At 61.6% G+C, this 23,255-nt stretch carries 21 protein-coding genes and 1 pseudogene; 9 read left to right on the forward strand and 13 right to left on the reverse strand.

The window, feature by feature from the left end:
- Positions 1-3 precede the first annotated feature (3 nt).
- Positions 4-468 (forward strand): DUF411 domain-containing protein, encoded by a 465-nt coding sequence (locus IEX25_RS17020; RefSeq protein ID WP_188716653.1) that lies wholly within the window; start codon positions 4-6, stop codon positions 466-468.
- An 86-nt stretch (positions 469-554) separates the two neighbouring features.
- Here IEX25_RS17020 and IEX25_RS17025 read toward each other — a convergent pair whose 3' ends face one another.
- From IEX25_RS17025 to IEX25_RS17035, 3 genes and pseudogenes are all read right to left on the reverse strand, one after another.
- On the reverse strand, positions 555-1,781 hold the full coding sequence (locus tag IEX25_RS17025; RefSeq protein WP_229665372.1) for a GAF domain-containing sensor histidine kinase: 1,227 nt from the start codon (positions 1,779-1,781) through the stop codon (positions 555-557).
- Positions 1,782-1,966: 185 nt separating this feature from the next.
- Positions 1,967-2,323, reverse strand: coding sequence for a response regulator (locus IEX25_RS17030; RefSeq protein ID WP_229665374.1), 357 nt, complete (start codon positions 2,321-2,323; stop codon positions 1,967-1,969).
- 156 nt (positions 2,324-2,479) lie between these two features.
- Positions 2,480-2,785, reverse strand: a pseudogene (locus tag IEX25_RS17035) (transposase); the annotation flags it as partial.
- A 362-nt stretch (positions 2,786-3,147) separates the two neighbouring features.
- On the opposite strand from IEX25_RS17035, the gene IEX25_RS17040 reads away from it, so the two are divergent.
- The gene (locus IEX25_RS17040; RefSeq protein WP_188716656.1) at positions 3,148-3,732 is read left to right on the forward strand and encodes a VPLPA-CTERM sorting domain-containing protein; all 585 of its coding nucleotides are present in this window, start codon (positions 3,148-3,150) and stop codon (positions 3,730-3,732) included.
- A 246-nt stretch (positions 3,733-3,978) separates the two neighbouring features.
- Here IEX25_RS17040 and IEX25_RS17045 read toward each other — a convergent pair whose 3' ends face one another.
- The 5 genes from IEX25_RS17045 to IEX25_RS17065 all read right to left on the reverse strand — a co-directional run bounded on the left by IEX25_RS17045 (position 3,979) and on the right by IEX25_RS17065 (position 9,012).
- Positions 3,979-4,167, reverse strand: a complete 189-nt coding sequence (locus tag IEX25_RS17045) for a hypothetical protein (protein WP_188716658.1) — start codon at positions 4,165-4,167, stop codon at positions 3,979-3,981.
- Positions 4,168-4,558: 391 nt separating this feature from the next.
- Complete coding sequence (locus IEX25_RS17050) at positions 4,559-5,161, reverse strand: VPLPA-CTERM sorting domain-containing protein (RefSeq protein ID WP_188716659.1); 603 nt, start codon at positions 5,159-5,161, stop codon at positions 4,559-4,561.
- A gap of 455 nt (positions 5,162-5,616) precedes the next feature.
- Entirely contained in the window at positions 5,617-6,006 is a 390-nt protein-coding gene (locus tag IEX25_RS17055) for a response regulator (protein WP_188716661.1), read from the reverse strand.
- A 34-nt stretch (positions 6,007-6,040) separates the two neighbouring features.
- On the reverse strand, positions 6,041-7,486 hold the full coding sequence (locus IEX25_RS17060; protein WP_188716663.1) for a sensor histidine kinase: 1,446 nt from the start codon (positions 7,484-7,486) through the stop codon (positions 6,041-6,043).
- 8 nt (positions 7,487-7,494) lie between these two features.
- Positions 7,495-9,012 carry an ATPase domain-containing protein gene (locus IEX25_RS17065; RefSeq protein WP_188716664.1) on the reverse strand — a complete coding sequence of 506 codons (1,518 nt, stop codon included), beginning with the start codon at positions 9,010-9,012 and terminating at the stop codon, positions 7,495-7,497.
- A 789-nt stretch (positions 9,013-9,801) separates the two neighbouring features.
- On the opposite strand from IEX25_RS17065, the gene IEX25_RS20455 reads away from it, so the two are divergent.
- On the forward strand, positions 9,802-10,437 hold the full coding sequence (locus tag IEX25_RS20455) for a DUF2934 domain-containing protein (RefSeq protein ID WP_188716668.1): 636 nt from the start codon (positions 9,802-9,804) through the stop codon (positions 10,435-10,437).
- 236 nt (positions 10,438-10,673) lie between these two features.
- Positions 10,674-11,087: a BLUF domain-containing protein gene (locus IEX25_RS17080; protein ID WP_188716670.1), complete on the forward strand. Its 414-nt coding sequence runs from the start codon at positions 10,674-10,676 to the stop codon at positions 11,085-11,087.
- Between the two features lie 95 nt (positions 11,088-11,182).
- On the opposite strand, the gene IEX25_RS17085 is transcribed toward IEX25_RS17080, so the two are convergent.
- From IEX25_RS17085 to IEX25_RS17095, 3 genes are all read right to left on the reverse strand, one after another.
- Positions 11,183-11,494 (reverse strand): H-NS histone family protein, encoded by a 312-nt coding sequence (locus tag IEX25_RS17085; RefSeq protein WP_188716672.1) that lies wholly within the window; start codon positions 11,492-11,494, stop codon positions 11,183-11,185.
- Between the two features lie 95 nt (positions 11,495-11,589).
- On the reverse strand, positions 11,590-12,366 hold the full coding sequence (gene xth / locus IEX25_RS17090; RefSeq protein ID WP_188716689.1) for an exodeoxyribonuclease III: 777 nt from the start codon (positions 12,364-12,366) through the stop codon (positions 11,590-11,592).
- A gap of 19 nt (positions 12,367-12,385) precedes the next feature.
- Entirely contained in the window at positions 12,386-13,156 is a 771-nt protein-coding gene (locus IEX25_RS17095; RefSeq protein ID WP_229665376.1) for an SOS response-associated peptidase, read from the reverse strand.
- A gap of 85 nt (positions 13,157-13,241) precedes the next feature.
- On the opposite strand from IEX25_RS17095, the gene IEX25_RS17100 reads away from it, so the two are divergent.
- The 4 genes from IEX25_RS17100 (at position 13,242) to IEX25_RS17115 (ending at position 20,185) form a co-directional block, all read left to right on the forward strand.
- Positions 13,242-13,985 carry an ImuA family protein gene (locus tag IEX25_RS17100; protein WP_188716674.1) on the forward strand — a complete coding sequence of 248 codons (744 nt, stop codon included), beginning with the start codon at positions 13,242-13,244 and terminating at the stop codon, positions 13,983-13,985.
- Positions 13,918-15,444, forward strand: coding sequence for a Y-family DNA polymerase (locus IEX25_RS17105; RefSeq protein WP_188716676.1), 1,527 nt, complete (start codon positions 13,918-13,920; stop codon positions 15,442-15,444). The genes IEX25_RS17100 and IEX25_RS17105 overlap by 68 nt, the downstream gene beginning before the upstream one ends.
- Positions 15,445-15,457: 13 nt before the next feature.
- Positions 15,458-18,808 (forward strand): error-prone DNA polymerase, encoded by a 3,351-nt coding sequence (locus IEX25_RS17110; protein WP_188716678.1) that lies wholly within the window; start codon positions 15,458-15,460, stop codon positions 18,806-18,808.
- Positions 18,809-19,021: 213 nt separating this feature from the next.
- Positions 19,022-20,185, forward strand: a complete 1,164-nt coding sequence (locus IEX25_RS17115) for an OmpP1/FadL family transporter (protein ID WP_188716680.1) — start codon at positions 19,022-19,024, stop codon at positions 20,183-20,185.
- A gap of 268 nt (positions 20,186-20,453) precedes the next feature.
- On the opposite strand, the gene IEX25_RS17120 is transcribed toward IEX25_RS17115, so the two are convergent.
- Both IEX25_RS17120 and IEX25_RS17125 read right to left on the reverse strand, forming a co-directional pair.
- Complete coding sequence (locus IEX25_RS17120; protein WP_188716681.1) at positions 20,454-20,675, reverse strand: DUF3072 domain-containing protein; 222 nt, start codon at positions 20,673-20,675, stop codon at positions 20,454-20,456.
- A gap of 504 nt (positions 20,676-21,179) precedes the next feature.
- Positions 21,180-21,404 (reverse strand): DUF1127 domain-containing protein, encoded by a 225-nt coding sequence (locus tag IEX25_RS17125; RefSeq protein ID WP_229665378.1) that lies wholly within the window; start codon positions 21,402-21,404, stop codon positions 21,180-21,182.
- A gap of 664 nt (positions 21,405-22,068) precedes the next feature.
- On the opposite strand from IEX25_RS17125, the gene IEX25_RS17130 reads away from it, so the two are divergent.
- Positions 22,069-23,255: helix-hairpin-helix domain-containing protein (locus IEX25_RS17130; protein ID WP_229665380.1), on the forward strand; the 1,187-nt coding region annotated here is incomplete at its 3' end.

Raw genomic sequence — 23,255 nt, forward strand, 5'->3', positions numbered from 1 at the left:
ACGATGAGCAGATTGACCCGACGCACCCTGCTATGCGCGGCTGCCGCGAGTGCCCTGCCGCAAGTCGCCCTGTCTGGCAGCGCGATCACCATTCATGTGGTTGAAGGCACCGGCTGCGAGTGTTGCAAGCAATGGACCCACTATCTGCAGGTAAGCGGTTTCGATGTAACGCATGAAGAGCGGTTCGGCACGCTGCTCATGCAGCACAAGATGGATCTGGGCGTGCCCGTCGAACTCTCGTCCTGCCATACCGGCTCGGTAGATGGCTACTTCATCGAGGGCCATGTTCCGGCTGCCGATATCCGCAAGCTTCTGCAAGAGCGACCGGAAGCGCGCGGCATCACGGTGCCGGGCATGCCCTATGGTAGCCCGGGCATGGGGCCTGAAAGCAAGCGGGAGGCCTATGACGTCTTGCTCATCCGCAAAGACGGCACGAGTGAGGTCTTTACCCATTATCCAGCTGCATAGCCCTTCTCAGCCGATGCGGCAGATCTGGTGTACGTTTAACCATCCCCTTTCGGGCACTCTCTGGTGATGCGCTGTTGCTTCTTGCCTCAGCAGGGCATCTCGAACGTGAACACGGTTTCTGCTTCATCTGACACAACTGACACTGTGCCGCCATGTGCCTTGGCAATCTCCGCGGCAATGTAGAGGCCAAGCCCAAGCCCTTCCTGACGCGGCCTGTCGCCTCCTTTGCTGAAGGGCATGAACAGATTGGAAAGCTGTTCTTCTGGAATTGCCTTGCCTTCATTGGCAACCTGCAAACGGAAGACATCCTTGTATACGCCAGCCGATACACGGACCGGTCGGTCCTGCGCCCCATGTGTGATGGCGTTGCCCAGGAGGTTGGAGAAGAGTTGCGCGATACGCGCCGCGTCACAATCGACAGGCTGCTGGATATCGACAATGGCGTCAATCTCGCGATCCGGGGCCACTGCCCGGAATTCGGCGATGATCAGGTTCAGGATCCGGGCAAGATCGGCATTTGGGACACGGTCAAGAATGATGCCGTCCCCCAACCTGCTGCGTGCATGATCCATGAGGTTCTTCACAAGATCGGCCATGCGATGGGTCGTGGCCTCCATGAGGCTGATTGTCTCTCTCGCCTCTGGACCTGCTGTGCGTGCCAGCATGCGGAGGCCCGCACTGATCGCCGCCACTGGGTTGCGCAGGTCATGGGCGAGGATCGCCAGGAACTGCTCCTGCACATCAGCAAGATGACGTTCCTTGGCAATTTCCTCCTGGGCTTCCTGCAGCTTCTCTTCCGCATGCAAGCTGTCGCCGATCAGTTGCGCGAACAAGCGCACCATCTTGAGGATACGGATGTCATCCAGCCGGTTCGGCTCCGGGTCGAGGGCGCACAAGGTGCCGAAAAACATCCCATCCGGGCGAAAGATCGGGACCGAGAGGTAGCTCCGGAAACCATATGTCCTGGGGGTATGATGGTCGCGATAGACATCATCACACTGCACATCGTTGATGACGATTTCCGACGTCTGCTGCCGCACCTCATGACAGAGCGTCGACTCCACGACCAATTCGTCGCCTGGCGTCAGGCCAAAGCCCAGATGGTCGACCACGCTGCATGTGATCCAGCGTTGCTCATTAACGCGGGCAATGGCGGCGAAACGGAGCCCGGTCGCAAGGCAGACGGTATCGAGCATGGTAAGGACCGACACATTGTCCCGGACCGCAACAATATCGCTGCGAAAGTCATGCTCATCCACCTTGCCGCGCGCAGCCCTGGCTGCATTTGCGTCAAGGTTTTCACGTGTGTTCACTCAAGGCCGCCTTTGCAGAGAAAACCCCTTTTTGGGGACACCAGTCCAGCAATCTTGCTTATCTCTATAACGCTTGGAGCTTCTTGGAAACAGAAGGCAGCTCCACCTGTTTTGCGCAGGCAGACATGGAATGTCTCTTGATATCCAGGAACCCGTGATGGCCTCTTGATCCGACAGCTAAGTTGTCAGGTTGCTCGGCTGAAATGAGCATTCAAAGATGCAATGATCTCTTGCTCGCGGATCGGCTTTTCAACAAAGCCGATCGGCTGTGCCGGCTGTGCCTGACACTTCGTTTCCTCGTCAAGTGATGCGCTGACAAACAGGCACCGGACCTCATGGTCCTGCCAGAGCTTCAAGGCAGTCTCAACGCCGTTCGTTCCGCCAGCAAGCCGGATGTCCATGGTCGCAAGGTCAACGGATCCTTTTGCCGCCAGCCGCAGCGCGGCATGCATGGTCCGGGCAATCCCCGCAACCTCGTAGCCTGCATCAACAAGAAGCCAGGACAGGTCGAGAGCAAGGATCGCCTCGTCCTCGACGATCATGATACGATGCGGCATTCAATGTCCTGACAGGGTTGCAGGCAAGATGCGCCAACATGGTTAACAAGTGGGCGAAAGCCTGGGTTCCGCCTCTCACTTGGCTTTGCTGAATATCGGTTTGTGCCGTTGAGCGCAAATGCCACGCCAGGTTTCGCTCAACGGTGGAGACCGGCGCATAAGCCGGAAGCCGTCTGTCCCGACCTGAGCTACGTGCGTCTCAGCGAGAAGTTCGATCCTATTGAGATCGCGTATGGCAGCCAGAACGTGCGTGCTGTCGGTGCGCTGACGACCGCGCGCCTTCAGAAACCCGGCCTCCCGGGCAGCGTCGAGCACGAAAGCGAGCAGTCGCTCGCCGACTTCATGGTCAAGCAGGCGGGCGCGGAACTCGCACAAGACGCTGTGGTCGAAGCCCGGGTCGGCCAGATCCAAGGCCAAAAGGTAGTTCCATTTTATCCGCGCCCGAACCGTTGTACTGGGGCACGGTTTTGAGACAGCGGTCAATGTATGGCGGGCGACAAACTTAAAGCAACCGTATCCTGGGCTCCTCCCGCGTTGCTGTCTGTTGATGACTGCTTCGGGCCCAACCTGACCAGAAGTACAGTCGCGCCACGCGTCACCCATCTAAGTTAACCAAGAGCGTGTGCTGACTGTCTGTCTTAACCTCAAGGGAGAAGAAGATGATACTGAGGAAAAAAATATTCGGACCCGCGGCTGCCGTCGTAATTTTGAGCCTTCCAGTGGCCGGCCATGCCGCCACCTACAAGGCAGTTCTTACGGAGCTAAACAGTTCCGGAGTGAGCTGATCTGTTCTCTTCGACGTGGATGAGTTGAACAATCTGCTGAATGTCAGTGCGCGAATCTCGGGCCTGACTCCCAGCATGGCGCACGTCAACCACATCCACGGCCGGTTCAACGACGATGGCACGATAAGGAATTCCGAGGTTCCGACCCCCGATGCCGACACCGACGGAGACGGGTTTGTCGAGGTCCTGGAAGGTTTGCCCGCATACGGTGACATCCTGCTCTCTCTAGAGCCGGCACTCGCCGGCATTAATCCCCGTCCTTCCATGGTCCATACCGGGCCTATATCAGATGCCGAAGGCAACCTTACTTACGACCTGTCCTTTGATCTTTCTAACGACTCGATCTTCTTCAGCCCAGTTTCTGGCACTTCTTACACGTCAGAGGACATTTTCCCGCTCGATCTGCGCGAATACGTCATCCACGGCATGTTCGTGCCCGGTGGTGTAAACGACGACCTGCCCAACGGAGGCTATCTTGCCACTCTGCCTGTCGCTGCGGCTGAGCTTCAGACCCTCGCACCTATACCCCTTCCAGCAGGCGGCCTGCTGCTGGTCAGCGGTCTGGGTGCCTTCGGTATTGCCCGCCGGTTGCGCAAGGCAGGAAGTTAAACGGATACATTCAGGGCGCATTCACACTGCGGACAGACGAAGCCCTCCCCGTACGCTTGATCCTGCGGGGAGGCCTTTTCTGCAATGCCGATCCCTGGTGTCCGAGCCCCAGGAAGACAGGCGGTGGGCCAACTGGGATCTGTCGCAAGCTTTGGCAGCAGTAACAGCACAGGGTGAAGCTCTGCGACTTCTTCCTGGTTGCACAGGCATTGTTGAGGATCCGCCGCCGACACACCGCGCAATAGCTTAGGCGGACGTCAACTGCCGATCAATGTCCTGATGCAGGTCCTCGAGTTCTGCCATGCTGAGGGAGATGCGTTGCGAGACATCCTTGGCCTCCTCCCTGGTCAGCGCAAACTGATCGGCATGAGCACGACAAAGCAGAAGCGTCGTATGGGCCGAGGCCAGATAGTCTCGAAGCATCGTCGCCGTCATCGTCCGTCGCATCGCAGCAGCTACTCCCGGATCATATTGATAGGCAAGTAATCGCCTATATCAGTAAATAAAGTGTGAGGCAAGGAACTATTCTCAACCTGTGATTGCATAGTTTCCTGACGTCTATAGCTCAGTTTAACCTCTCATGAACAACATCCCTACCTGGTAAGGCGTCCCGCCTAACCTCGAAGCGTCCGCTCCTTATTGGACCATAACGGCTTTCAGACTACGAGTTTTTGGGAGGCTGGCCGCCTGAAACTGGACCCAGAGGGTTCAGGTCCCTCGGTCATGAAAAGGCCCGCCACAAGGGCGGGCTAGGCGAGCAGGCAGACAGTTGTCGGTGGGTAGAGCGCTTGCGGGGGCTTGGCCGCAGCGCTTCAAGCGACCGGGTTCAGGCGGTGCGCTGACGCTTGGCGCGCAAACCACCCAACACACCCATGCCGCCGAGCAGCAGCAGGGCCGAGGCGGGCAGGGGAACGGGAGCCGGGGTTTCTTCAAGTGTGAACGAGGCACCGGTCGTGGTTTGCGTTCCAGAGCCAAGCCTCAGCGCGTCTTTCAGCGTATAGCTCAGTTTGTAGCCCTCGGAAAAATCGATAATGCCCGATCCGGATGTCCAGGCCAGCACTCCACCAGACACCGAACCAAGCAGGGTGATGAACCCCGCATAGCCCGAAGCACTGCTCGAGGCTAGCGAGGGAGAAGAAAAGTTCAGGGTCGCGTTCACGCTGTACTTGCCGGCACCCGTCGCCCAGCGGCTGGTGGTCAGCACTCGCCAGTCGAAGAGATCAGAAAGGCTTGCTGTTTCCCCTACAGTGTTCAGATCGAAGCTGCCGCCCTTGATTGAACCCTTGAGTTTGCAGTCGCCTGGGAAGCAGAAGTCGCCCCCAGAAACGGTAACATCGCCTGCATCGATGGTGAAGGTGGCAGCGGACGCGATGCTGACGCTGAGCGCAGTCGCAAGAGAAGCAGCGGTAAGGACTTTGCAGAAACTCATGACAAACCTTCAGGCGCAAGGAAATGGGAACAAGATCGACAGCCAACACGGATGCCGTAAGGCTTCATGTACAAGCAATATGGGGTCTAACGCATCGTGTTTTTTGTCCAGACTGATTAATTTGACCAAAAGAACAGGTTGTTAACTAAAAAGGGTCAAACGACATTACGTCGCTTCGTTTTGCATCATGGCACGCGCCAGCTATGTGGTAAGCGCACGCGCCATGGCGTCGGCCACCGCCACATGGTCTGATTTTGCTCCGCTGTTGAGACCACCTTCATCAGAACCGATTTGGATCGGCAACTTTGTCAGATTTGTCCATAAAAGGATCCGTCTGGGACAATCAGTGCTGTCCTTGCAGCCTGCCTGGTGCGTCATGCTGAGTGAGCAGAACGATCTCGCGAAGGCAATGCTGATATCAGCGGTTCCGCCATATCAGACCGCCTGCGGCCTCGTCAGCCTCTGCCCAGGTCGGCAGCAATCCTGGCCAGCGTCCCTATGATATGGTTAGCAGAATAGGGCTTGGGAAAAAACCGGGCGCCGTCAGGCAGGGTGTCCTTGGTCAAACCCACAATTCCCGAGGTAACCAAAATTACTGTGGGAGGCCATTGGTCGCGAACACGGGCGGCAAGATCAATCCCGTTCATGGAGCCTGGCATGTCGATGTCGGTGAACAATACCCTGATATCATCATGTCGCTCCATCAGGGCAAGAGCAGTTCCGGCAGAGCGCGCCTGATACGTCCTGAACCCTGCATCCTCGATCATGTCGACAGCATCCATGAGCAGCAGCGGCTCATCTTCCACCACGAGGATGGCAAACGAATTCTGGTCGTGAAATTCCATGGCGTCCGAGATTTTCTGCTTTGTATGGCTGGTACTAGAGGGTGAGGCCTTCCAACGGCGCCATAAGACTGAAGCGCAAACCCGCGCTGTCATAGACCAGTTCCGCCTCGCCGCCGAAATAGCCGCCGAGCGCCTGTTCGATCATGCGGCTCCCGAAGCCGCGCCGCGTCGGTGCCTCGACCGGTGGGCCACCGCTTTCATGCCATTCGAAGTGGAACAGCTCCTGTCCTTGCCGCTTCTCGATGCTCCACTCGATCCTGACCTTGCCCTTGAACACCGACAGGGCGCCATATTTGCTGGCATTCGTTGCCAGCTCGTGCAGGGCCATGGTCAGGGCCAATGCCTGCTTCGATCCGATTGGCAGGTCGGGCCCGGTGATGGTGAAATGGCCTTCCTCCGAGCGATGGGGGGCCAAGGCCGCTTCCACAGCTTCGGTGATACGGGTTTCGCTCCAAGTCGCGTTGATCAGCCGGTCATGCGCGTCGGCCATCATACCGATCCTGGACTGGATCGCCGCGCGTGCCTCAGTTAAACTGTCCGCGTGCCGCAGGGTCTGAGAGACCATGACGTTGACCATGGCCAAGGTGTTCTTCACCCGGTGATTCATCTCGCCCAGCATCAGTTGGCGCTGCTCTTCGGCGATCTTGATCTCGTGGATGTCGGTGCAGGTTCCGTACCACCGCAGGATGGTGCCGTTCTTGTCACGCAAGGGCTGCGCCCGCCCCAGGACCCAGCGATAGGTTCCGGAACGGTGGCGCAGGCGGTATTCGATCTCATAGGGTTCGCCCGTCTCCAGGCTGTGGCGCCAGCGCTGCCAGGCCATCTCCTGATCCTGCGGATGGAACATGCCGTTCCAGGCTACTCCATCAGTCGAGCCTGCGGGAACGCCGGTGAACGCGTACCAGCGATCATTGTAGTAGTCATGATAGCCATCAGGCCGGGTCGACCAGATCATCTGGTCCACGGAATTGGCAATGGCTTGAAACTTTGCTTCACTTTCGAAGAGTTGGACCTCGCGCAGCTGGAGTTCTTCCAGCCTCTTGCGGGCTTCGTGCTGTCGACGCCTGGCCTTGAGAGCCGAGCGGAGCGAGCGGACCAGTTCCTCGGTATGCAACGGGCGCGACAGCAGGATGGCGTTGCCCAGATCATCCATCCGGCGTGTGGCGGCATCAGACCGGCTGTTGGCCCCGTTCGCAAGCACCACGAACGGTAAATCAGACCAGGCCGGCTGCGCGGCAAGCGCCTGGTGCAGGGCTTCGCTTCCTGGCCCGTTCAGGGCTTCCTCGGTGATCAGGACCGCCCCGACCCTCGCCTCGACCAGCTCAGCCACTTGGTGGAGCGAGGAGGCCACGACGGCCGCAATGCCGGCGTTCTCCAGAACCTGCCGGGCGACCTCGCTGTCGCGGCCGCGAGGGGCGAGGATTGCCACCGCGGCTTCGGGATCAGACAGCGCATCACGTGCCTCCCCGGGACAAGCCATGGCACCTCTCACTGCGCGCTCGCCTCTTCCGCGGGATTGAGCGGCAGGAGGCTACGGTCCGTCGCCGTATAAACCGGCGCTCCGGACAGAATTCCCGAGAAGCTGCGGATCGGTTCGCCGATGGCAATACCATGCCCGTCGATGCCCAGCTCGCGGATGCTGCGTTCATGGTTCGAGGTACGAGTCTTGATGACCGCGATGGATTTGCGAACAACCCCTTCCGCTTCAAAGAACCGCAACATCACAACCGTATCGGCAAGATAGCTGATGTCGATGTCCGATCGAAGCTCGCCCATCACCCCATGCTGCCCAAGGATCATCAGGGAGATGACCCCTTGTTGGGCAAGGTAGGTCAAAAGCTCATGCATCTGCAGGATAAGATAGTTGTCGCTGGGCATGGCATGCAGATAAGCGTTCAAGCTGTCGATCACGACAATGCCCGCGCCGTCCTCCTCGACCGCGGACTGCACCGCACTCGCAAATTCTCCCGGCGAGAGTTCCGCTGGGTCGATCTGACGAAGCTCGAGGCGACCGTCGTCAATAAAGGGCTGCAGATCCATGCCAAGGGCCTTGGACCGGATCAACAGCGTGGCCAGGCGTTCGTCGAACAGGAAATAAGCCGCCTTTTGGCCCCGCTCGAGTGCGGCAATCATGCAGTGGATCGCGGTTGTGGTTTTGCCGACACCTGCGGGCCCTGCCAGCAGCGCGTTGGTGCCGGGAAACAGACCCTCACCCAGAAGCGCATCCAGTTCAAGCAGACCGGTTGTTACAGGATCGGCGGGAAAGCTGCGATGATGATCCGCCGCAATCAGGCGCGGATAAACGCAGATGCCGCCACGCTCGATGGTGAAGTCATGATAGCCGCCGTAATACTTCAGGCCGCGCATCTTGACGACCCGGAGCCGCCGCCGCTCCGAACCAAAGTCGTTGGCCGTCTGCTCAAGCGAGATGACGCCGTGGGCGATAGAATGCAGCTGCAGATCGCCCGGCTCGGCGGTGCGGTCGTCCAGCATGAGCACGGTGCAGTTCCGCTTGGCAAAGAAGTGCTTGAGCGCGAGGATCTGCCTGCGGTAGCGCAGGGGGTTTTGTGCCAGCAGCCGCAACTCTGATAGACTGTCGAGCACAACCCGGGCCGGACTGACCTTCTCGACCAGATCGATGACGTTCCGGACCGTCTCGCCCAGTTCGACTTCGCTGGGGTGGAGCAGGGTTTGTTCGTGATCCAAGCCAAATTCGTCGGCCGCGACCATTTCATACAGTCTGATCCCGTCCAGCGTCCAGCCATGGGATTGGGCCACAGCCGTCAGTTCGTTGACCGTCTCCGACAAGGTGATGTAGAGGCTTGCTTCCCCTTTCTCGCGCCCGTCCAGCAGGAACTTGAGCGCCAGAGTTGTCTTGCCCGAGCCGGGTGTGCCTTCGACCAGGTAAAGCCGATGCGCGGGCATGCCGCCCCGAAGGACATGATCCAGGCCGCGGGTTCCGGTGCTGATCAGAAGCTGAAAGTCCGTCTGAACCTTTTCGTGCATTCCCGTGGTCCTTGCCTCGTAACCCTCTGATGCACCGTACATGACAGGGGACATTCGTCGTTATCGCTGTCTAATGCAGGAAAATGACGGTGAACAACATAATTATGACAACGTCTGCGGGGTTGTGCTGCGCGACAAACAGGATGAGATTCGTATTGCCGCACCGCATTGCCTCGCCAGAATTGTTCCCCGCAGATGACTTGTTGCGTCACTAGAAATGTTCCAGGAGCAATTCCGTTCAGGGGCGAGCGATCGCGGCCGAGCATCGCCTCAGTCTTGGTCTTCGGCATCTTGGCCTGCAACATACGCGCAATCATGCGGCGTCCGTCCAGCGTCAGGTTGGTGAAAACGCGCCTCATCACATGCTCCTGATTAGCTTTAGAAAACTGTGGGGGTGATGCATTCCAGAATGGAATGTGCCCCCAGCTATATCCGTAGCACAGATAATCCGATTTATGGAACTATAGGACGGCACACCAAGGGTTTGCGCGCTAATTATCCTGCTCTCTTCTTACGGACGATCATCAACTGGTCTTTTCAAGCTGTCCAGGAGTGTGGTCGCGCTATGACCACCGGGCTACCGTCGCATCTGGATGAAAGTTCAGGGGCTGCTCAGAGTGCCCAGACCACGACGATGTGTCTCCTATGCGTGGCTGGATCTGCCGACGAGACCCCATTGGCAAGGATGCATGAGCGTGTCACGGTGTCGGTGTAAAGACCTGAATTCTCGCCACTCTCGCGCCGAGGGCCGAGGAGATCAGAGGCTCATCGGAAACACGAGGACGCATCATGACTGCCGAACGCACACGACGGATCCAGGAACGGGCCCATTCCCTCTGGGAGCAGGAAGGCCAACCCCATGGCCGGGATGCACAACACTGGTCTCAGGCAGAACGCGAGATCGACGCGGAAGACGCTGCACGCGTATCCTTTCCGGACGAGGCAACCGCGACGCGCCGTCAGCCGAAGCGGAGGGCTGGGGCGAAAACGGCTCCGGACACCTCGGGCGCGCGCGGCGGCGAAGCAACCGCTGCGGCAGCTGAAACCTCAGTAGAGGCGCCAGTAAAGACCCGGGGTCGCAAGCCAAAGGCAGTCCCGGAAGAAGGCGCAGAAGCGCCTAAAGGGCGGCGCGGACGCTCCTCCAAGGTGGCAGCCGAAGCATCAGTTGATGGGCCGGTGAAAGCCAGAGGCCGCAAACCGAAAGCCGTAGGGGAAGACGGAGCAGAGGCGCCGAAGCCAGCACGGGGGCGCAAAGCAAAGCCAGCGTCTGAAGACGGGTCGGTCAGTTCAATGCCGGCCGGTGATGCTGAGCCCAAGGCCGCCGTTGCGGAAGGAAGCACGGAGCCCAACACGGCAGTGCCTCAAGATGCGGATCTGGCTCAAGAGCCCACGGAAGCGGTCGAAGCCTCCCGTACGGCTGAATGAGGTCTTCCTTCCGGCTGCTTCCGCATAAGGAGCCGGCGTCAAGGGCAGATGCACATTCTTCAGGGAAGGCCTTCGCTGCTCGTAGCGGCAGCGAGGGTCTTTTTGTTTCCTTGCGGTGGAGGTTCGCCCACTGACGGATGTCAGCACAATGACAGATTGCGTCACGTGCCAAATTGAACAAAATGACCTTCATGGATTAGACGATTCCAAGCGAACAGCCCGGGGCGCCGAAAACCATGCAGCTCACTCGGCTTGTCTATGTGTCAAACCACGGTGGCATTACTGAAAACACGCTGGAGCATATCCTGGCCCAATCACGGCACAACAACGCCCGTGATGGATTATCCGGTTTGTTGATTGTCGGCGAGGAAGACTTCCTGCAATGGCTTGAAGGCGGCAAAACGGCCGTGGCCCAATGCTTCATGCGGATCATGCAGGATGTGCGTCACCGCCATATTCATGTGCTGCTGGCAGGTCCTATAGAGACGCGTTTATGCGGGCAGTCGAGTATGCAACTGGCCGAGACTTCGAAGCTCGACGGTGACCTTGCTGCCCGTCACGATATCGCCGGTGCCTTTGATCCTGATGCTCTGTCCGAAGAAACGATCGAAGCGATGTGCCGTGATGTGCTGAGCGCAAGCCAAGTTTAGCTTACCGGACCTAATTGAACACCCCGACCGAACGGACTTGTTGAACTGGAGCTTGCACGCGTGATCGGGTGCAAGCCCCAAGAATAGCGCCCCAATCAGATCGCGAACTCGTCCAGCGACTTTCCAGCGTCCAGAGCCTCGATAATCCAGCCGGGCTTGCGGCCGCGACCACTCCAGGTAAGTTCGGGGTTTTCAAGATGGCGGTATTTCGGCTCGGCCTTTTGTTTGGCGGGTTGAGCGGCCAGCATGTCTTCGAGCGAGGCAAAGCCGGCGGCCTTGGCGATCTCGATCGCCTTCTGGATGGCTTCCTTTTTCCGGCGGGTCTCGAAATCAGCAATGGCTGCGGCTGATTTCTTATTGATCTCTTTCAGCTGCTCGAGTGACAGGTTGTTATAGTTGATGTCCATGACGGTCTCCTCATTTGCCTGCCGCAATATAGAAACCTTCCCTGACAGGAAAGCCGCTAACCTGCGAGCTAGATTGATTTCGATGGGAAATCGGATCAACCGATATCGAGGTCAACCCAGGCTGGAGCATGATCGCTGGCTTTTGGCTGAGCGCGCATATCCCGGTCCACCCCCGCATCGTTGAGCCGTGCTGCCAAAGCGGGCGAGAGCAGCAGGTGATCGAGCCGCAATCCGGCATTCCGCTCCCAGGCCTGTCGCAGATAATCCCAGAAGGTGTAAGCGGACTCGTCTGGATGGATGGTCTCTATTGCGTCACACCAGCCCTGTTTCAGAAGAGACGCATAGGCTTTTCGGACCTGCGGCAAGAACAGAGCATCACCTTGCCAGCGATCCGGATTATAGACGTCCTGTTCGGTGGGAATGATGTTGTAGTCCCCAGCGAGGATCACCGGGACATCCAGGGCGAGCAGCTGTTTTGCATGGACGGTAAACTGCTTTAGCCAGGCGAGTTTGTAATCCCATTTGGGTCCGGGTGCGGGATTGCCGTTTGGAGCATAAAGACAGCCAACCAGCACGCCATTCACCGCAGCCTCGATATAGCGGCTCTGGCTGGGATCAGGATCCCGCGGCAAACCGCGGCGCGTGAGCACCGGCTCGCTATCCCGCGACAGGATCGCCACGCCATTCCAGCGGCTTTGTCCGTGCCACACAGAGCCGTAGCCGGCTGCTTGCAGCTGCCGCTCCGGGAACTTCGCCTGCGGCGCCTTCAGCTCCTGCAGGCAGACGATGTCAGGCTGCGTGTCATCCAGCCAGGCCAGCAGCGTCTCAAGGCGGCTATTGATGCCGTTGATGTTGTAGGTGGCGATCCGCATGGCCCTGCTCTGCCCCACGTCAGAGAAGCCGTCCCTGCGGCTCATCAAGAGCGTCAGACGGCAACTCGATCAGCGCGTCATCGGCCAAGGGCCGCTGCAGTGCTTGCGCTTGGGACCACTCTGCCGTCATCCACATCTCCATCTCGTCCTCGGTGGACAGGATCACCGGCATGGCCTTGGGATGGACCTTTCCCACCACTGTGTTCGGCTCGCAGGTCAGGAAGGCGAAGAGCTGATGCTCGCCCGGCCGCGGGGTCTTCATCGAGCCGCGGACCCCTCGCCAGGGCGTCCAGATGCCCGCGAAGAAGAACAGCGGCCGGGTCTCATCAAGCGCGAACCAGTGCAGCGGCTTGCGCTTGGTCACCGGATCAGGCTTCTGCCCATATTCCGAAAAAGCGGTTGCTGGCACCAGACATCGGTTTTCGATGCCCAGCCAGCGGCGCCAGTGCGGGCTCCGGGTGTTGCGGATGTTGGTGACGCCGGTGTCGGGCGCATCCTTTGCCTTCAGGAACTGCGGCGGGGTGGGCATGCCCCAGGTCAACCGGGACAGTTCGCGGCCTTCGGGCGTATTGCGCACCACCGGCGCGGGACGATCGGGATAGATGTCGAGGCTCGGCTCGAGATTGCCCAGGCTGTCTTGCATGACCTGCGCCGCATCCCGGATCGCCTGCTGGTTGGTCGTCAGGTTGTAAAGGTTGCAGATGAGACGATCCTCCGTGCGGTGGCTTGGACCTGGTCGCCAGCATAACGCGGCAGGGTCGTGAAGATATCCCCAGATCATCTGCAGCATCGTGTTGACACCGTCGGCTCTTCAGGAACAAAACAGGAACAATATCTGTTCGTCTGCAATCGCTTCTCTGGAGCCACCCGCCCTCATGCCTGCCCGGCCCTTCAATCCTGCCCTTGCTGCGTTGCGCGAGCAGATCGCAGCCATGGAGGGCGAGAGTGCAGCGGCGCGCGAGGTGCTGCCTTTCGGCGTGCCCGATCTGGACCGCCGCCTGCCCGGGGGCGGGTTGGCGCTCGGCTGCCTGCACGAGGTCGCTGGTGGCGGCAACGGCGCAGTAGATGGCGCAGCAGCTTCCTGCTTCGCGGCGGGCATTGCCGCGCGTCTTCCCGGACAGGTGCTTTGGTGCGTGACGCAGGCCGATCTCTTCGCCCCCGGTCTCGAACAGGCGGGCCTTGGTCCGGATCGGGTGATCTATGTCGAGGCCGGCGATGATGTCTCGGTGCTGGCCTGCATGGAGGAAGGCTTGCGCCATGGCGGTCTTGGCGCGGTCGTGGCGGATGTTGCCCGGCTGTCGATGACCGCCTCGCGCCGGCTGCATCTTGCGGCCAAGGGCTCCGGCACCACCGGCATTGCGCTGCGCCGCTGGCGCCGTCAGCAGGAGGCCTATGACTTCGGCCAGCCTACGGCGGCCATGACCCGCTGGCGCATCTCGGTCCTGCCTTCCGCCCCCTTGCCTGTTCCCGGTCTTGGCCGGGCCCGCTGGCTTATCGAGCTGATCCGGGCGCGGGCGGGAGAAAGTCTCGATATCGAACTGGAGGCGTGTGATGGCACGGGTCATCTCGGTCACCCTGCCGTTCTGGCCGATCGACCGGCTCAGGCGGTCGGCGCCTGAGGCGGCACCTGCCTCAGACGAGAGGCCGCTGGTGCTCGCCGGGCGGGTTGGCAACCGCCGGCTGGTGACGGCCGCCTGTGCTGTGGCCCAGGAGCTGGGCCTCACCGTCGGCATGCCGGTGAGCAAGGCGCAGGCGATGGTTCCGAACCTGCAGGTGTTGCCCCATGATCCTCAGGCCGATGCCGCCTCCCTGGAGCGGCTGGCGCTCTGGGTGCTGCAGCGGTTCTCGCCGATCGTGACGGTCGATCCTCCCGACGGGCTGGTGATCGACTCGACCGGCGCCGATCATCTCCATGGCGGCGAAGAGGCGATGCTGGAAACGCTGATCGGCCGGTTGGTGATGTCCGGGGTCACCGCCCGCGCCGCTGTCGCCGACACCTGGGGTGCCGCTCATGCCCTGGCCCGGCATGTGGCTGATCCCATGCATGTGGCCGCGCCGGGCACAACGGAGGCTTTGATCGCTCCCCTGCCCCTTCAGGCCCTGCGGCTGCCGCCCGCGACGCTCGCAAGCCTCCGCACCCTGGGCTTTGTCTGCATCGGCGATCTTCTCCATCAGCCCCGCGCGCCCCTGACCCGGCGCTTCGGCCCCGACCTCTGCCGCAGGTTGGATCAAGCGCTTGGCCATGCCTCCGAGCCGATTGAGCCGCTGCGCCCGTCGGAGCTTGTCGAGGTGCGTCGCAGCTTTGCCGAACCTATTGCAGCGGCTGAGACCATCGCCCGCTACATCGGCAAGCTGGTGGTCCAGCTTTGCGCGGCCCTGGAGGAGCGCGGCCTCGGCGCGCGCAGGCTGGATCTGCTTTGCTGGCGGGTCGATGCCCATGTGCAGACCGTCCGCGTGGGTCTTGCCTGCCCGCAGCGTGACCCGCAGCGGCTGACCCGGCTCCTTTGCGAGAAGATCGAGACCATCTCGCCGGGATACGGCATCGAGATCCTGTCGCTGACGGCGGTGATGGTCGAGCCGCTGGACGCGCGGCAGATGGCCAGCTCGCTTTTAGAAGCCCCTGCCCCCGATCTCTCCGGCCTCGTCGATGTGCTGGCCAACCGCGTGGGCGCGCGCGGCGTCTACCGGATGGCCCCTGTTGCCAGCGACGTGCCGGAACGCTCCGTCACCCGCGTCGCGCCCTTGTCCGATCCTGTCGGTGCCGGCTGGCCCGATCACTGGCCGCGGCCCACGCGGCTCCTAGCCCGGCCCGAGCCGATCGAGACCCTGGCACTCCTGCCCGATCATCCGCCGGTTTCCATCACCTGGCGGGGCATCCGCCGCAAGGTGGCCCGCGCCGATGGACCCGAGCGGGTCTTTGGCGAATGGTGGAAGCGTGATGCCGAGATGATCGCGGTGCGCGACTACTTCCGCATCGAGGATGAGGCGGGCGAGCGCTATTGGGTATTCCGGGCGGGCGACGGCGAGAACAGCGAGACCGGCTCGCATCGCTGGTTCCTCCATGGGGTGTTCGGATGAACGGTGTCATCGAATGACCGGGCCGCGCTATGCCGAGTTGCAGGTGACATCGCCCTTCTCATTCCTGCGGGGTGCCTCCTCGGCAGAGGAACTCTTCGCCACAGCGGTGATGATGGGCATCGAGGCCCTGGCCGTGACCGACCGCAACACGCTGGCGGGCATTGTCCGGGCCTGGGAGGCGGCCAAGGCCACCGGCGTGCGGTTGGTGGTGGGCTGCCGGCTCGATCTCGCCTGCGGCATGGCGCTGCTGGTCTACCCCACGGACAAGGCGGGCTATGGCCGGCTGTGCCGCCTCCTGACGCTCGGCAAGTCCCGCGCCGGCAAGGGCAAATGCCATCTCGAGTGGCCGGATGTGGTGGAGCACGCCGAGGGCCTCATCGCGGTGCTGGTGCCGGACATGGCCGACGATACCTGCGCGCTCCGCCTGCGCCGGCTGCGCGATGTCTTCTATGACCGCGCCTATCTGGCCCTCACCCTGCGCCGCCGCCCCAACGATCAGCTGCGGCTGCATGAGCTGTCGACCATGGCCGCGCAGCTGCGGGTGCCCACAGTCGTCACCAATGACGTGCTCTATCACGAGCCCACCCGCCGCATCCTGCAGGATGTGGTCACCGCCATCCGCCACAATGTGACCGTCGAAGCCCTGGGCTTTCGCCGCGAGCGCCATGCCGACCGGTATCTGAAGCCGCCCGCCGAGATGCACCGGCTCTTCTCGCGCTACCCGGAGGCTGTGGCGCGGACGGCGGAGATCGTGGCCCGCTGCCGCTTCTCGCTCGATGAACTCCGCTATCAGTATCCCGAGGAGCGGGACGATCCGACGCTGACCCCGCAGGAGACCCTGGAGCAGCTGACCTGGGAGGGCGCGGCGGAGCGCTATCCTGAGGGGGTGCCCGACGAGGTGAAGGCGTCATTGGCCCACGAGCTGCGCCTGATCGCCAAGCTGGCCTACGCCCCCTACTTCCTGACCGTCCACAGCATCGTCCGCTTTGCCCGCTCTCGCGGCATCCTCTGCCAGGGCCGCGGCTCGGCGGCGAACTCCGCCGTCTGCTATGTGCTGGGCATCACCGCCATCGACCCAGACCGCAATGACCTCCTCTTCGAGCGGTTCGTGTCCGAGGAACGCCACGAGCCGCCCGATATCGACGTCGACTTCGAGCACGAGCGCCGCGAGGAGGTGATCCAATGGGTGTATGACACCTACGGCCGCGATCGCGCAGCGCTTTGCGCCACGGTGATCCGCTACCGCGCCAAGGGCGCCTTGCGCGATGTCGGCAAGGCCATGGGTCTGCCCGAGGACCTGATCCAGACCCTTTCGGGCCAGATCTGGGCCTGGTCCGAGGAGGGTGTGTCCGAGGCCCAGATCCGCGAGCTGAACCTCGACCCTACGGATCGGCGCCTGCGGCTGACCTTGGATCTGTCGCGGCAGCTCATGGGCTTTCCCCGGCACCTGTCGCAGCATCCGGGCGGATTCGTTCTCACCCAGGACCGGCTTGACGACTTGGTGCCGATCGAGCCCGCCGCCATGGAGGACCGGCAGATCATCGAATGGGACAAGGACGATATCGACGCGCTCAGGTTCATGAAGGTCGATGTGCTGGCCCTGGGCATGCTCACCTGCATGGCCAAGGGGCTGGCGCTCATCGAGGCGCACAAGGGTGTCCGCTACGATCTGGCCACCATCCCGCCCGAGGACCCGCGCACCTATGCGATGATCCGCAAGGCCGACACGCTCGGCACCTTCCAGATCGAGAGCCGCGCGCAGATGGCCATGCTGCCGAGGATGAAGCCCCGCACCTACTATGATCTGGTGGTCCAAGTGGCCATTGTCCGCCCCGGACCCATCCAGGGCGACATGGTTCATCCTTACCTGCGACGCCGGGAGGGGCTGGAGCCGGTAGAGTATCCTACACCGGAGCTGGAGAAGGTGCTGGGCAAGACCCTGGGTGTGCCCCTCTTCCAGGAACAGGCCATGCGGGTCGCCATCGAATGCGCGGGCTTCACCCCGGGCGAGGCCGACATGCTCCGCAAAAGCATGGCGACCTTCAAGTTCACCGGGGGCGTCTCAGCCTTCAAGGACAAGCTCGTCTCGGGCATGGTCGAACGTGGCTACGCACCCGACTTCGCCGAGCGCACCTTCCGCCAGCTCGAGGGCTTCGGCTCCTATGGCTTTCCCGAAAGCCATGCCGCCAGCTTCGCGCTCGTGGCCTATGCCAGTGCCTGGCTGAAGTGCTGGCATCCGGATGCCTTCTGCGCGGCACTCCTGAACAGCCAGCCGATGGGCTTCTATGCCCCGGCGCAGATCGTTCGGGACGCGCAGGAGCACGGTGTTGAGATCCGGCCGGTCTGCGTCAATGCGTCCCGCTGGGAGTGCACGTTGGAAGCCACGGGACGGCCGGGCGATGAGGGCAGCCGCTTTGCCGTCCGCCTCGGGCTGCGGATGATCAAGGGGCTGGCCAATATCCATGCCGCGGCCATCGTCGCCGCCCGGGCCGATCAGCCCTTCGCCTCGGTGGAGGATCTCTGGCGCAGGGTCCGTGTGCCGATAGCCAGCCTCACCCGCATTGCAGAGGCGGATGGGTTCAGGCCCTCGCTCGGGCTCAGCCGACGTAAGGCGCTCTGGGCCATCAAGGGGCTTGGGCCGGAGGAACTGCCACTTTTTGCCGCAGCACGGGCGTCGGAGTTGCAGAGGCAGGAGGAGGCTGAGGGAGATCCGGACCTAGAGGTGGACGCCTCACGGAAGATGAAGGACAATGCGAGAGCAGAAGCCGAAGAACCAGATGTTACACTCCGGCCGATGACTCTGGGCCGCGAGGTGGTCGAGGACTACGGCCATACCGGCCTCAGCTTGCGCCAGCATCCGGTCTCGTTTCTGCGTGAGACCCTCAAGCAGCGGCAGATCATCACCTGTGCCGAATCCATGGCCAGCCGGGATCGCCGCTGGTGCGCGACTGCGGGCCTCGTGCTGGTCCGGCAACGGCCCGGATCGGCCAAGGGGGTGATGTTCATCACGCTCGAGGATGAGACGGGTGTCGCCAACCTCGTGGTCTGGTCCAAGGTCTTTGAGGCGCACAGACGGATCGTGCTGGGTGCGAGCATGATCGGTGTGCAGGGGCGCATCCAGCGCGAGGGCGAGGTCGTTCATTTCGTGGTGCACCGGATCGAGGATCTGTCGCGGGAGCTGGCCAGCGTCGGCGCGCGGGGCGCGGCGTTTCCGCTTCCCCAAGGGCGCGGCGAGGAGGCGCGGCAGGGGCAGGGGGCACGGGATATGCGAGAAGGTGCCGCGATCGGCCCAAGGGCGCGAGAGATCTATGTCAAGGACCTGCATCTGGATGCGATCAAGGTAAAAGGTCGAAACTTTCAATAATTGGAAAACTATGACGTGAAGCGCCGTTGCATGGACATTCTCGAGGGCAGCGCCAAGCGAGTTCGGTATCGCCAAGCCTGATCCATGCCCTGAGCACAGGATCAGCGGCCCAGCATTTCACATCCAAGAACGGCTCTCCCTATGCTATCTTTTCCCTAGCGGCAGCTTGCAGACACTGCCGTGATGATACCCGAGCTTTGAAGCGAGGCTTTCATGAAGACCGCATGTATCGGCACAGCCGTTTGGCTCCTGTGCGGCACAATCCTTCATGCTGGCGGTGTCGAGCGGAGCAGCCAGTTTCTCGGTCCTCTTTTCGAATCAGGCAACTATCTCGAGCTCAGCTATGGCCATGTCTCGCCTGGGATCACAGGAACAGACCTGCCGCTTGGCCTCTATTCCGGTGGTGAGCGCACCGGCGATATTGCGCCCTCCTACGACAACTTCGGCTTTGCCTATAAGCACCAGTTCGATGAACTCTGGTCAGCCGCGATCATCCTGGACCAGCCATTCGGGGCTGACATCGCCTATCCTGCCAGTGGTTCGTTCAATCTTGGCGGAACCGGCGTGGTCATCAACAACACCGACCTGACCGGCATCATCCGCTTTGCTGTTCCGGAAAGCGGCTTCGGGGTTCACGCGGGTCTCCGCGGAGCGCGCACGGATGGACGCGTGACCTTGGCCGGCGCAGCGTTTGGCCCCATCAGCGGCTACCGTGTCGATGTGGACAGGGATATCGCCTATGGATGGCTGGCCGGGGTGTCGTGGGAAAGACCGGACATCGCCGCGCGTGTGTCCCTGACCTATAATGCAGTGATCGAGCATGACTTCGACATCTCTGAGACCGGTCCTCTTGTGGATCCGGATGGACCCGGTCCGGCGCCGGCCTTGCCGCTTCTGGACGGGCGTTCCAGGCTGACGGTCAAGACGCCGAGATCCTGGAACCTCGAGTTCCAGACCGGCATCGATCCCAACACCCTTGTCTTCGGCTCCATTCGCTGGGTGGATTGGTCAAGCTTCCGCGTGGACCCTGAGAAGCTCCTTCAGGTGACCGGCAGCGGCCTTGTCGATCTTGACGACACCACCACCTTCACCATCGGCGTGGGCCGTACATTCACCGAGACCTGGTCTGGCGTGGCCAGCGTCACCTACGAGAAGTCCGGCAGTGACCTTGTCTCGCCGCTGGCGCCGGTCAACGGCCGGAAGGGCGTCAGTCTGGCGGCCATCTACACGCAGGACAGGATCAGGATCACGACCGGGATCAGTTATACCAAGCTGGGGGATGCCCGGCCCGAGACCGGCACGCCTGATACAGCCCGCGCCGAGATCGACGGCAGCCACGCATGGGGCGTCGGCATACGGGTCGGGTACAGTTTCTGAGGGCAGAGAGTACTGGGCATCTCCGAAATCCGCGCCCTTTGCACCGTAGCCTGCCGCGCTCTCGTAATGACTGGGGGTTCGCCCAGCGTCAGATTGGCAAAAGGGCACTGCACCAGATCGTCCGGAGCTACACAGAACCGTGTTGCGTGATACGTTCGGAAAAAGAGTGCCGGGCCCCAGGAGCATCGGCACCGCATCGCCCTACAAAACCATAGTTGCCGGAACTCATGACCTTTGGGATGTCGCTCCGCCTTCCGACAGCGAAGCCCTACTGGTCTAGGCCCAGCTTGGCTTTCAGCGCATCGATGCGCTTTGAGGCCTCTGCCTTGCTGATGGTGTCGTCAAAAGCGTCGGGATCGTCGGCCTGTTCGCTCAACGTCTTGAGATAGGACGCCTGCGCACCAGTCATGGGGTCTTCGCCGCTGACCCAGTTGTCGGGATCTTTCTCGGCATTGTCGGTCGGGCGGGATTTCGGGTTTTCATCGGCCATGGGGCACTGCCTTTCTCAGGATGCTGCAAGGAAACACGCGCCTCATGTTCCGGTTCCGTTCGCGTCCATCCAGAAGCCCGGAGGACAGGAGCAGCAAGGCGAGGCTGATGAAGGTGTCTCCGGCAAAGCTGCCCTCAGGGTCAGACAAAGAAGAACCGATCAGGTGATGAGGATAAGACCAACCCTCTCAGTGGACGACGGGTATCCGGTCGGTTCGGAGGCGTTACTCCAGCTTCGGTGTCCATCATGAAAAAGCGGCAGCACCCAGGGAGGAGGGAGTGCTGCCGCGGAACGCTGGCCCAGGGAGGAGGAAGGGCCGCGTATGGGTGCGGCAAGGCCAGGGAGGAGGAGAGGCCGTTGCCGCCAACGATCGGACCATGGGGAGGAGGAGAGGTCCGTCGCATCGGGTGCCGCAAATGGAGCGGCTATGTAGGGGCGGCACTCTCTGGCAGAAGAATGCCGCCAGCCCCGGCCCAGGGAGAAGAGGGCGGGAAGGTCTATATCTTACTTCGAACCCCAAGCGGCTTCGTGAGCCAGGCGGCTGATCATCGCGCGGCTGATGCCCAGGTCCGCCAGGTCGCGGTTGGTCAGGGCGTTCAGTTCACGTACGGTCTGGCGATAGATCACGCGGCGGGCGCGGTTTTCCTGCATGTGCTGGATCGCAGCCATCAGACGGCCAGCGATGCCAGAGGTGGCAGCGGCGTTGTGGGTGTGGGCAATCGTAGCCATGGCGAGTATCCTTTTCAGCGTCTTTGTTCTTGCATCTGCGCCCTGCCCGGATTGGCCTTGCGCTCCTTCGATGCACCAAAGATGGCGCTAACACTGCGGCTGCACAATGGATCCTTCGGGGATGCTGCTATGCAGCATCTGCAAGGGAAGGACTGAAGCTGCGGGCCTCTCTCTCGCGGCGGAAGGCGTGAGGCTTGTCAGATACATTCCGTGACGGTCGTCCCGTGCTTCAAGAGCAGGCGCTGCTTGCCCATTCTCTTTGCTGGATGCCGATGATCACAACACGCCCCGCGGCGATCAGCTTTGAAGGGAGGACTTGACGTGTTTCAAGAGGAACACGGCTGACAAAACTGTCAGGTGGGCAGCTGCCTTAAGGGAAACACCTGAGGTCTTCATCGGGAAAGGATTTCCGGAAGGCTGACCCTGGTTGTGCCCTCCCCTTTGACAACGGGAGGATGTGAAGGGTGGTGTGCGGATCGTGGATGTCTGATCCGTTCGCCCGCAACAGTTCGGAACTTGGTTCAGGCCCTGGCTGGCATATATCTGCTGACACGAGATGGTCGAAGACGCGGAAAGATGTCGCCCGCGATGAAGGCCAGACGCAATGCGATTGGTGCAACATGCGGTCAGGGAACGTCGCGGGGTTGTTTGGTGGGGATTGTGGATGGCGCAGGTGATGACCCCGGATACCCACAATCCTACGGAGGTTCTGGCCGGGCCGGTCGAGCGGGTGACCTTCCACAGTCCCGAGAGCGGCTTTTGCGTGCTGCGGGTCAAGGCGCGCGGGCACCGGGACCTGATCACCGTGGTGGGCCATGCCGCGATGATCTCGGCGGGCGAATGGATCACCGCCTCGGGTGTCTGGCTCAACGACCGCACCCATGGCCTGCAGTTCAAGGCGCAGTTTCTCAAGGCCTCGGCGCCCTCGTCCGTCGAGGGCATCGAGAAATACCTCGGCTCCGGCATGATCCGGGGCATCGGGCCGGGTTATGCCCGGCGGCTGGTGAAGGCCTTCGGCACCGACGTCTTCGATGTCATCGAGGCCGAGCCCGAGCGCCTGCGCGACGTGGGCGGCATCGGCCCTGTCCGGGCCGCCAGGATCACCGCCGGCTGGGCAGACCAGAAGGTCATCCGCGAGATCATGGTCTTTCTCCATGGGCATGGTGTGGGCACCGCGCGAGCGGTACGGATCTTCAAGACCTACGGCACGGATGCCGTGCAGGTGATGAGCGAGAACCCCTACCGCCTGGCCCGGGACATCCGCGGCATCGGCTTTCGCACCGCAGACATCATCGCCGAAAAGCTCGGCATCGAGAAGACCGCGAGCATCCGGGTTCGCGCGGGCGTGTCGTTCGCCTTGAGCGAAGCCATGGGCGACGGCCATTGCGGGCTGCCGCGGGCCGAGCTGACCGGCCTTGCCGAGACGCTGCTGGACGTACCCCCTGCCCTCATCGAGAGCGCCATTGGCGATGAGCTTGCGGAAGGGTCTGTGACCGCGGACCGGGTGGGCGAGGCGGACTGCATCTTCCTGACCGGGCTTTATGGGGCCAAGCGCGCCATCGCCGGCCACCTCGGGCGCCTCGGCACCGGCCCCCTGCCCTGGCCCGCCATCGATACCGATCGTGCCCTGCCCTGGATCGAGGAGAAGACCGGCCTCATCCTGGCCCCGAGCCAGGCCGAGGCGATCCGCCTGGCGCTCAAATCCAAGGTTATGGTGATCACCGGCGGACCCGGTGTGGGCAAGACCACTGAACCGCCCCGGGTTTACCGGAGAGTTTGTGGTTCAATGATTAGGCTGCTTTTTCGGCTGCGTTCAAGCTTGCGTAGAAGGCCTCCTCTGCTTCGTTCGGC

Source organism: Paracoccus acridae (assembly GCF_014642735.1).
Lineage (GTDB): Bacteria > Pseudomonadota > Alphaproteobacteria > Rhodobacterales > Rhodobacteraceae > Paracoccus > Paracoccus acridae.

Bases quoted from the DNA above. Each gene is read 5' to 3' on its own strand.
- IEX25_RS17065 (WP_188716664.1), bottom strand. From the start codon at position 9,012: ATGCACGAAAAGGTTCAGACGGACTTTCAGCTTCTGATCAGCACCGGA.
- IEX25_RS20455 (WP_188716668.1), top strand. From the start codon at position 9,802: ATGACTGCCGAACGCACACGACGGATCCAGGAACGGGCCCATTCCCTC.
- IEX25_RS17045 (WP_188716658.1), bottom strand. From the start codon at position 4,167: ATGACGGCGACGATGCTTCGAGACTATCTGGCCTCGGCCCATACGACG.
- IEX25_RS17120 (WP_188716681.1), bottom strand. From the start codon at position 20,675: ATGGCCGATGAAAACCCGAAATCCCGCCCGACCGACAATGCCGAGAAA.
- IEX25_RS17095 (WP_229665376.1), bottom strand. From the start codon at position 13,156: ATGCTGCAGATGATCTGGGGATATCTTCACGACCCTGCCGCGTTATGC.
- IEX25_RS17100 (WP_188716674.1), top strand. From the start codon at position 13,242: ATGCCTGCCCGGCCCTTCAATCCTGCCCTTGCTGCGTTGCGCGAGCAG.
- IEX25_RS17080 (WP_188716670.1), top strand. From the start codon at position 10,674: ATGCAGCTCACTCGGCTTGTCTATGTGTCAAACCACGGTGGCATTACT.
- IEX25_RS17125 (WP_229665378.1), bottom strand. From the start codon at position 21,404: ATGGCTACGATTGCCCACACCCACAACGCCGCTGCCACCTCTGGCATC.
- IEX25_RS17030 (WP_229665374.1), bottom strand. From the start codon at position 2,323: ATGATCGTCGAGGACGAGGCGATCCTTGCTCTCGACCTGTCCTGGCTT.
- IEX25_RS17110 (WP_188716678.1), top strand. From the start codon at position 15,458: ATGACCGGGCCGCGCTATGCCGAGTTGCAGGTGACATCGCCCTTCTCA.
- xth (WP_188716689.1), bottom strand. From the start codon at position 12,366: ATGCGGATCGCCACCTACAACATCAACGGCATCAATAGCCGCCTTGAG.
- IEX25_RS17085 (WP_188716672.1), bottom strand. From the start codon at position 11,494: ATGGACATCAACTATAACAACCTGTCACTCGAGCAGCTGAAAGAGATC.
- IEX25_RS17105 (WP_188716676.1), top strand. From the start codon at position 13,918: ATGGCACGGGTCATCTCGGTCACCCTGCCGTTCTGGCCGATCGACCGG.
- IEX25_RS17050 (WP_188716659.1), bottom strand. From the start codon at position 5,161: ATGAGTTTCTGCAAAGTCCTTACCGCTGCTTCTCTTGCGACTGCGCTC.
- IEX25_RS17055 (WP_188716661.1), bottom strand. From the start codon at position 6,006: ATGGAATTTCACGACCAGAATTCGTTTGCCATCCTCGTGGTGGAAGAT.
- IEX25_RS17060 (WP_188716663.1), bottom strand. From the start codon at position 7,486: ATGGCTTGTCCCGGGGAGGCACGTGATGCGCTGTCTGATCCCGAAGCC.
- IEX25_RS17020 (WP_188716653.1), top strand. From the start codon at position 4: ATGAGCAGATTGACCCGACGCACCCTGCTATGCGCGGCTGCCGCGAGT.
- IEX25_RS17115 (WP_188716680.1), top strand. From the start codon at position 19,022: ATGAAGACCGCATGTATCGGCACAGCCGTTTGGCTCCTGTGCGGCACA.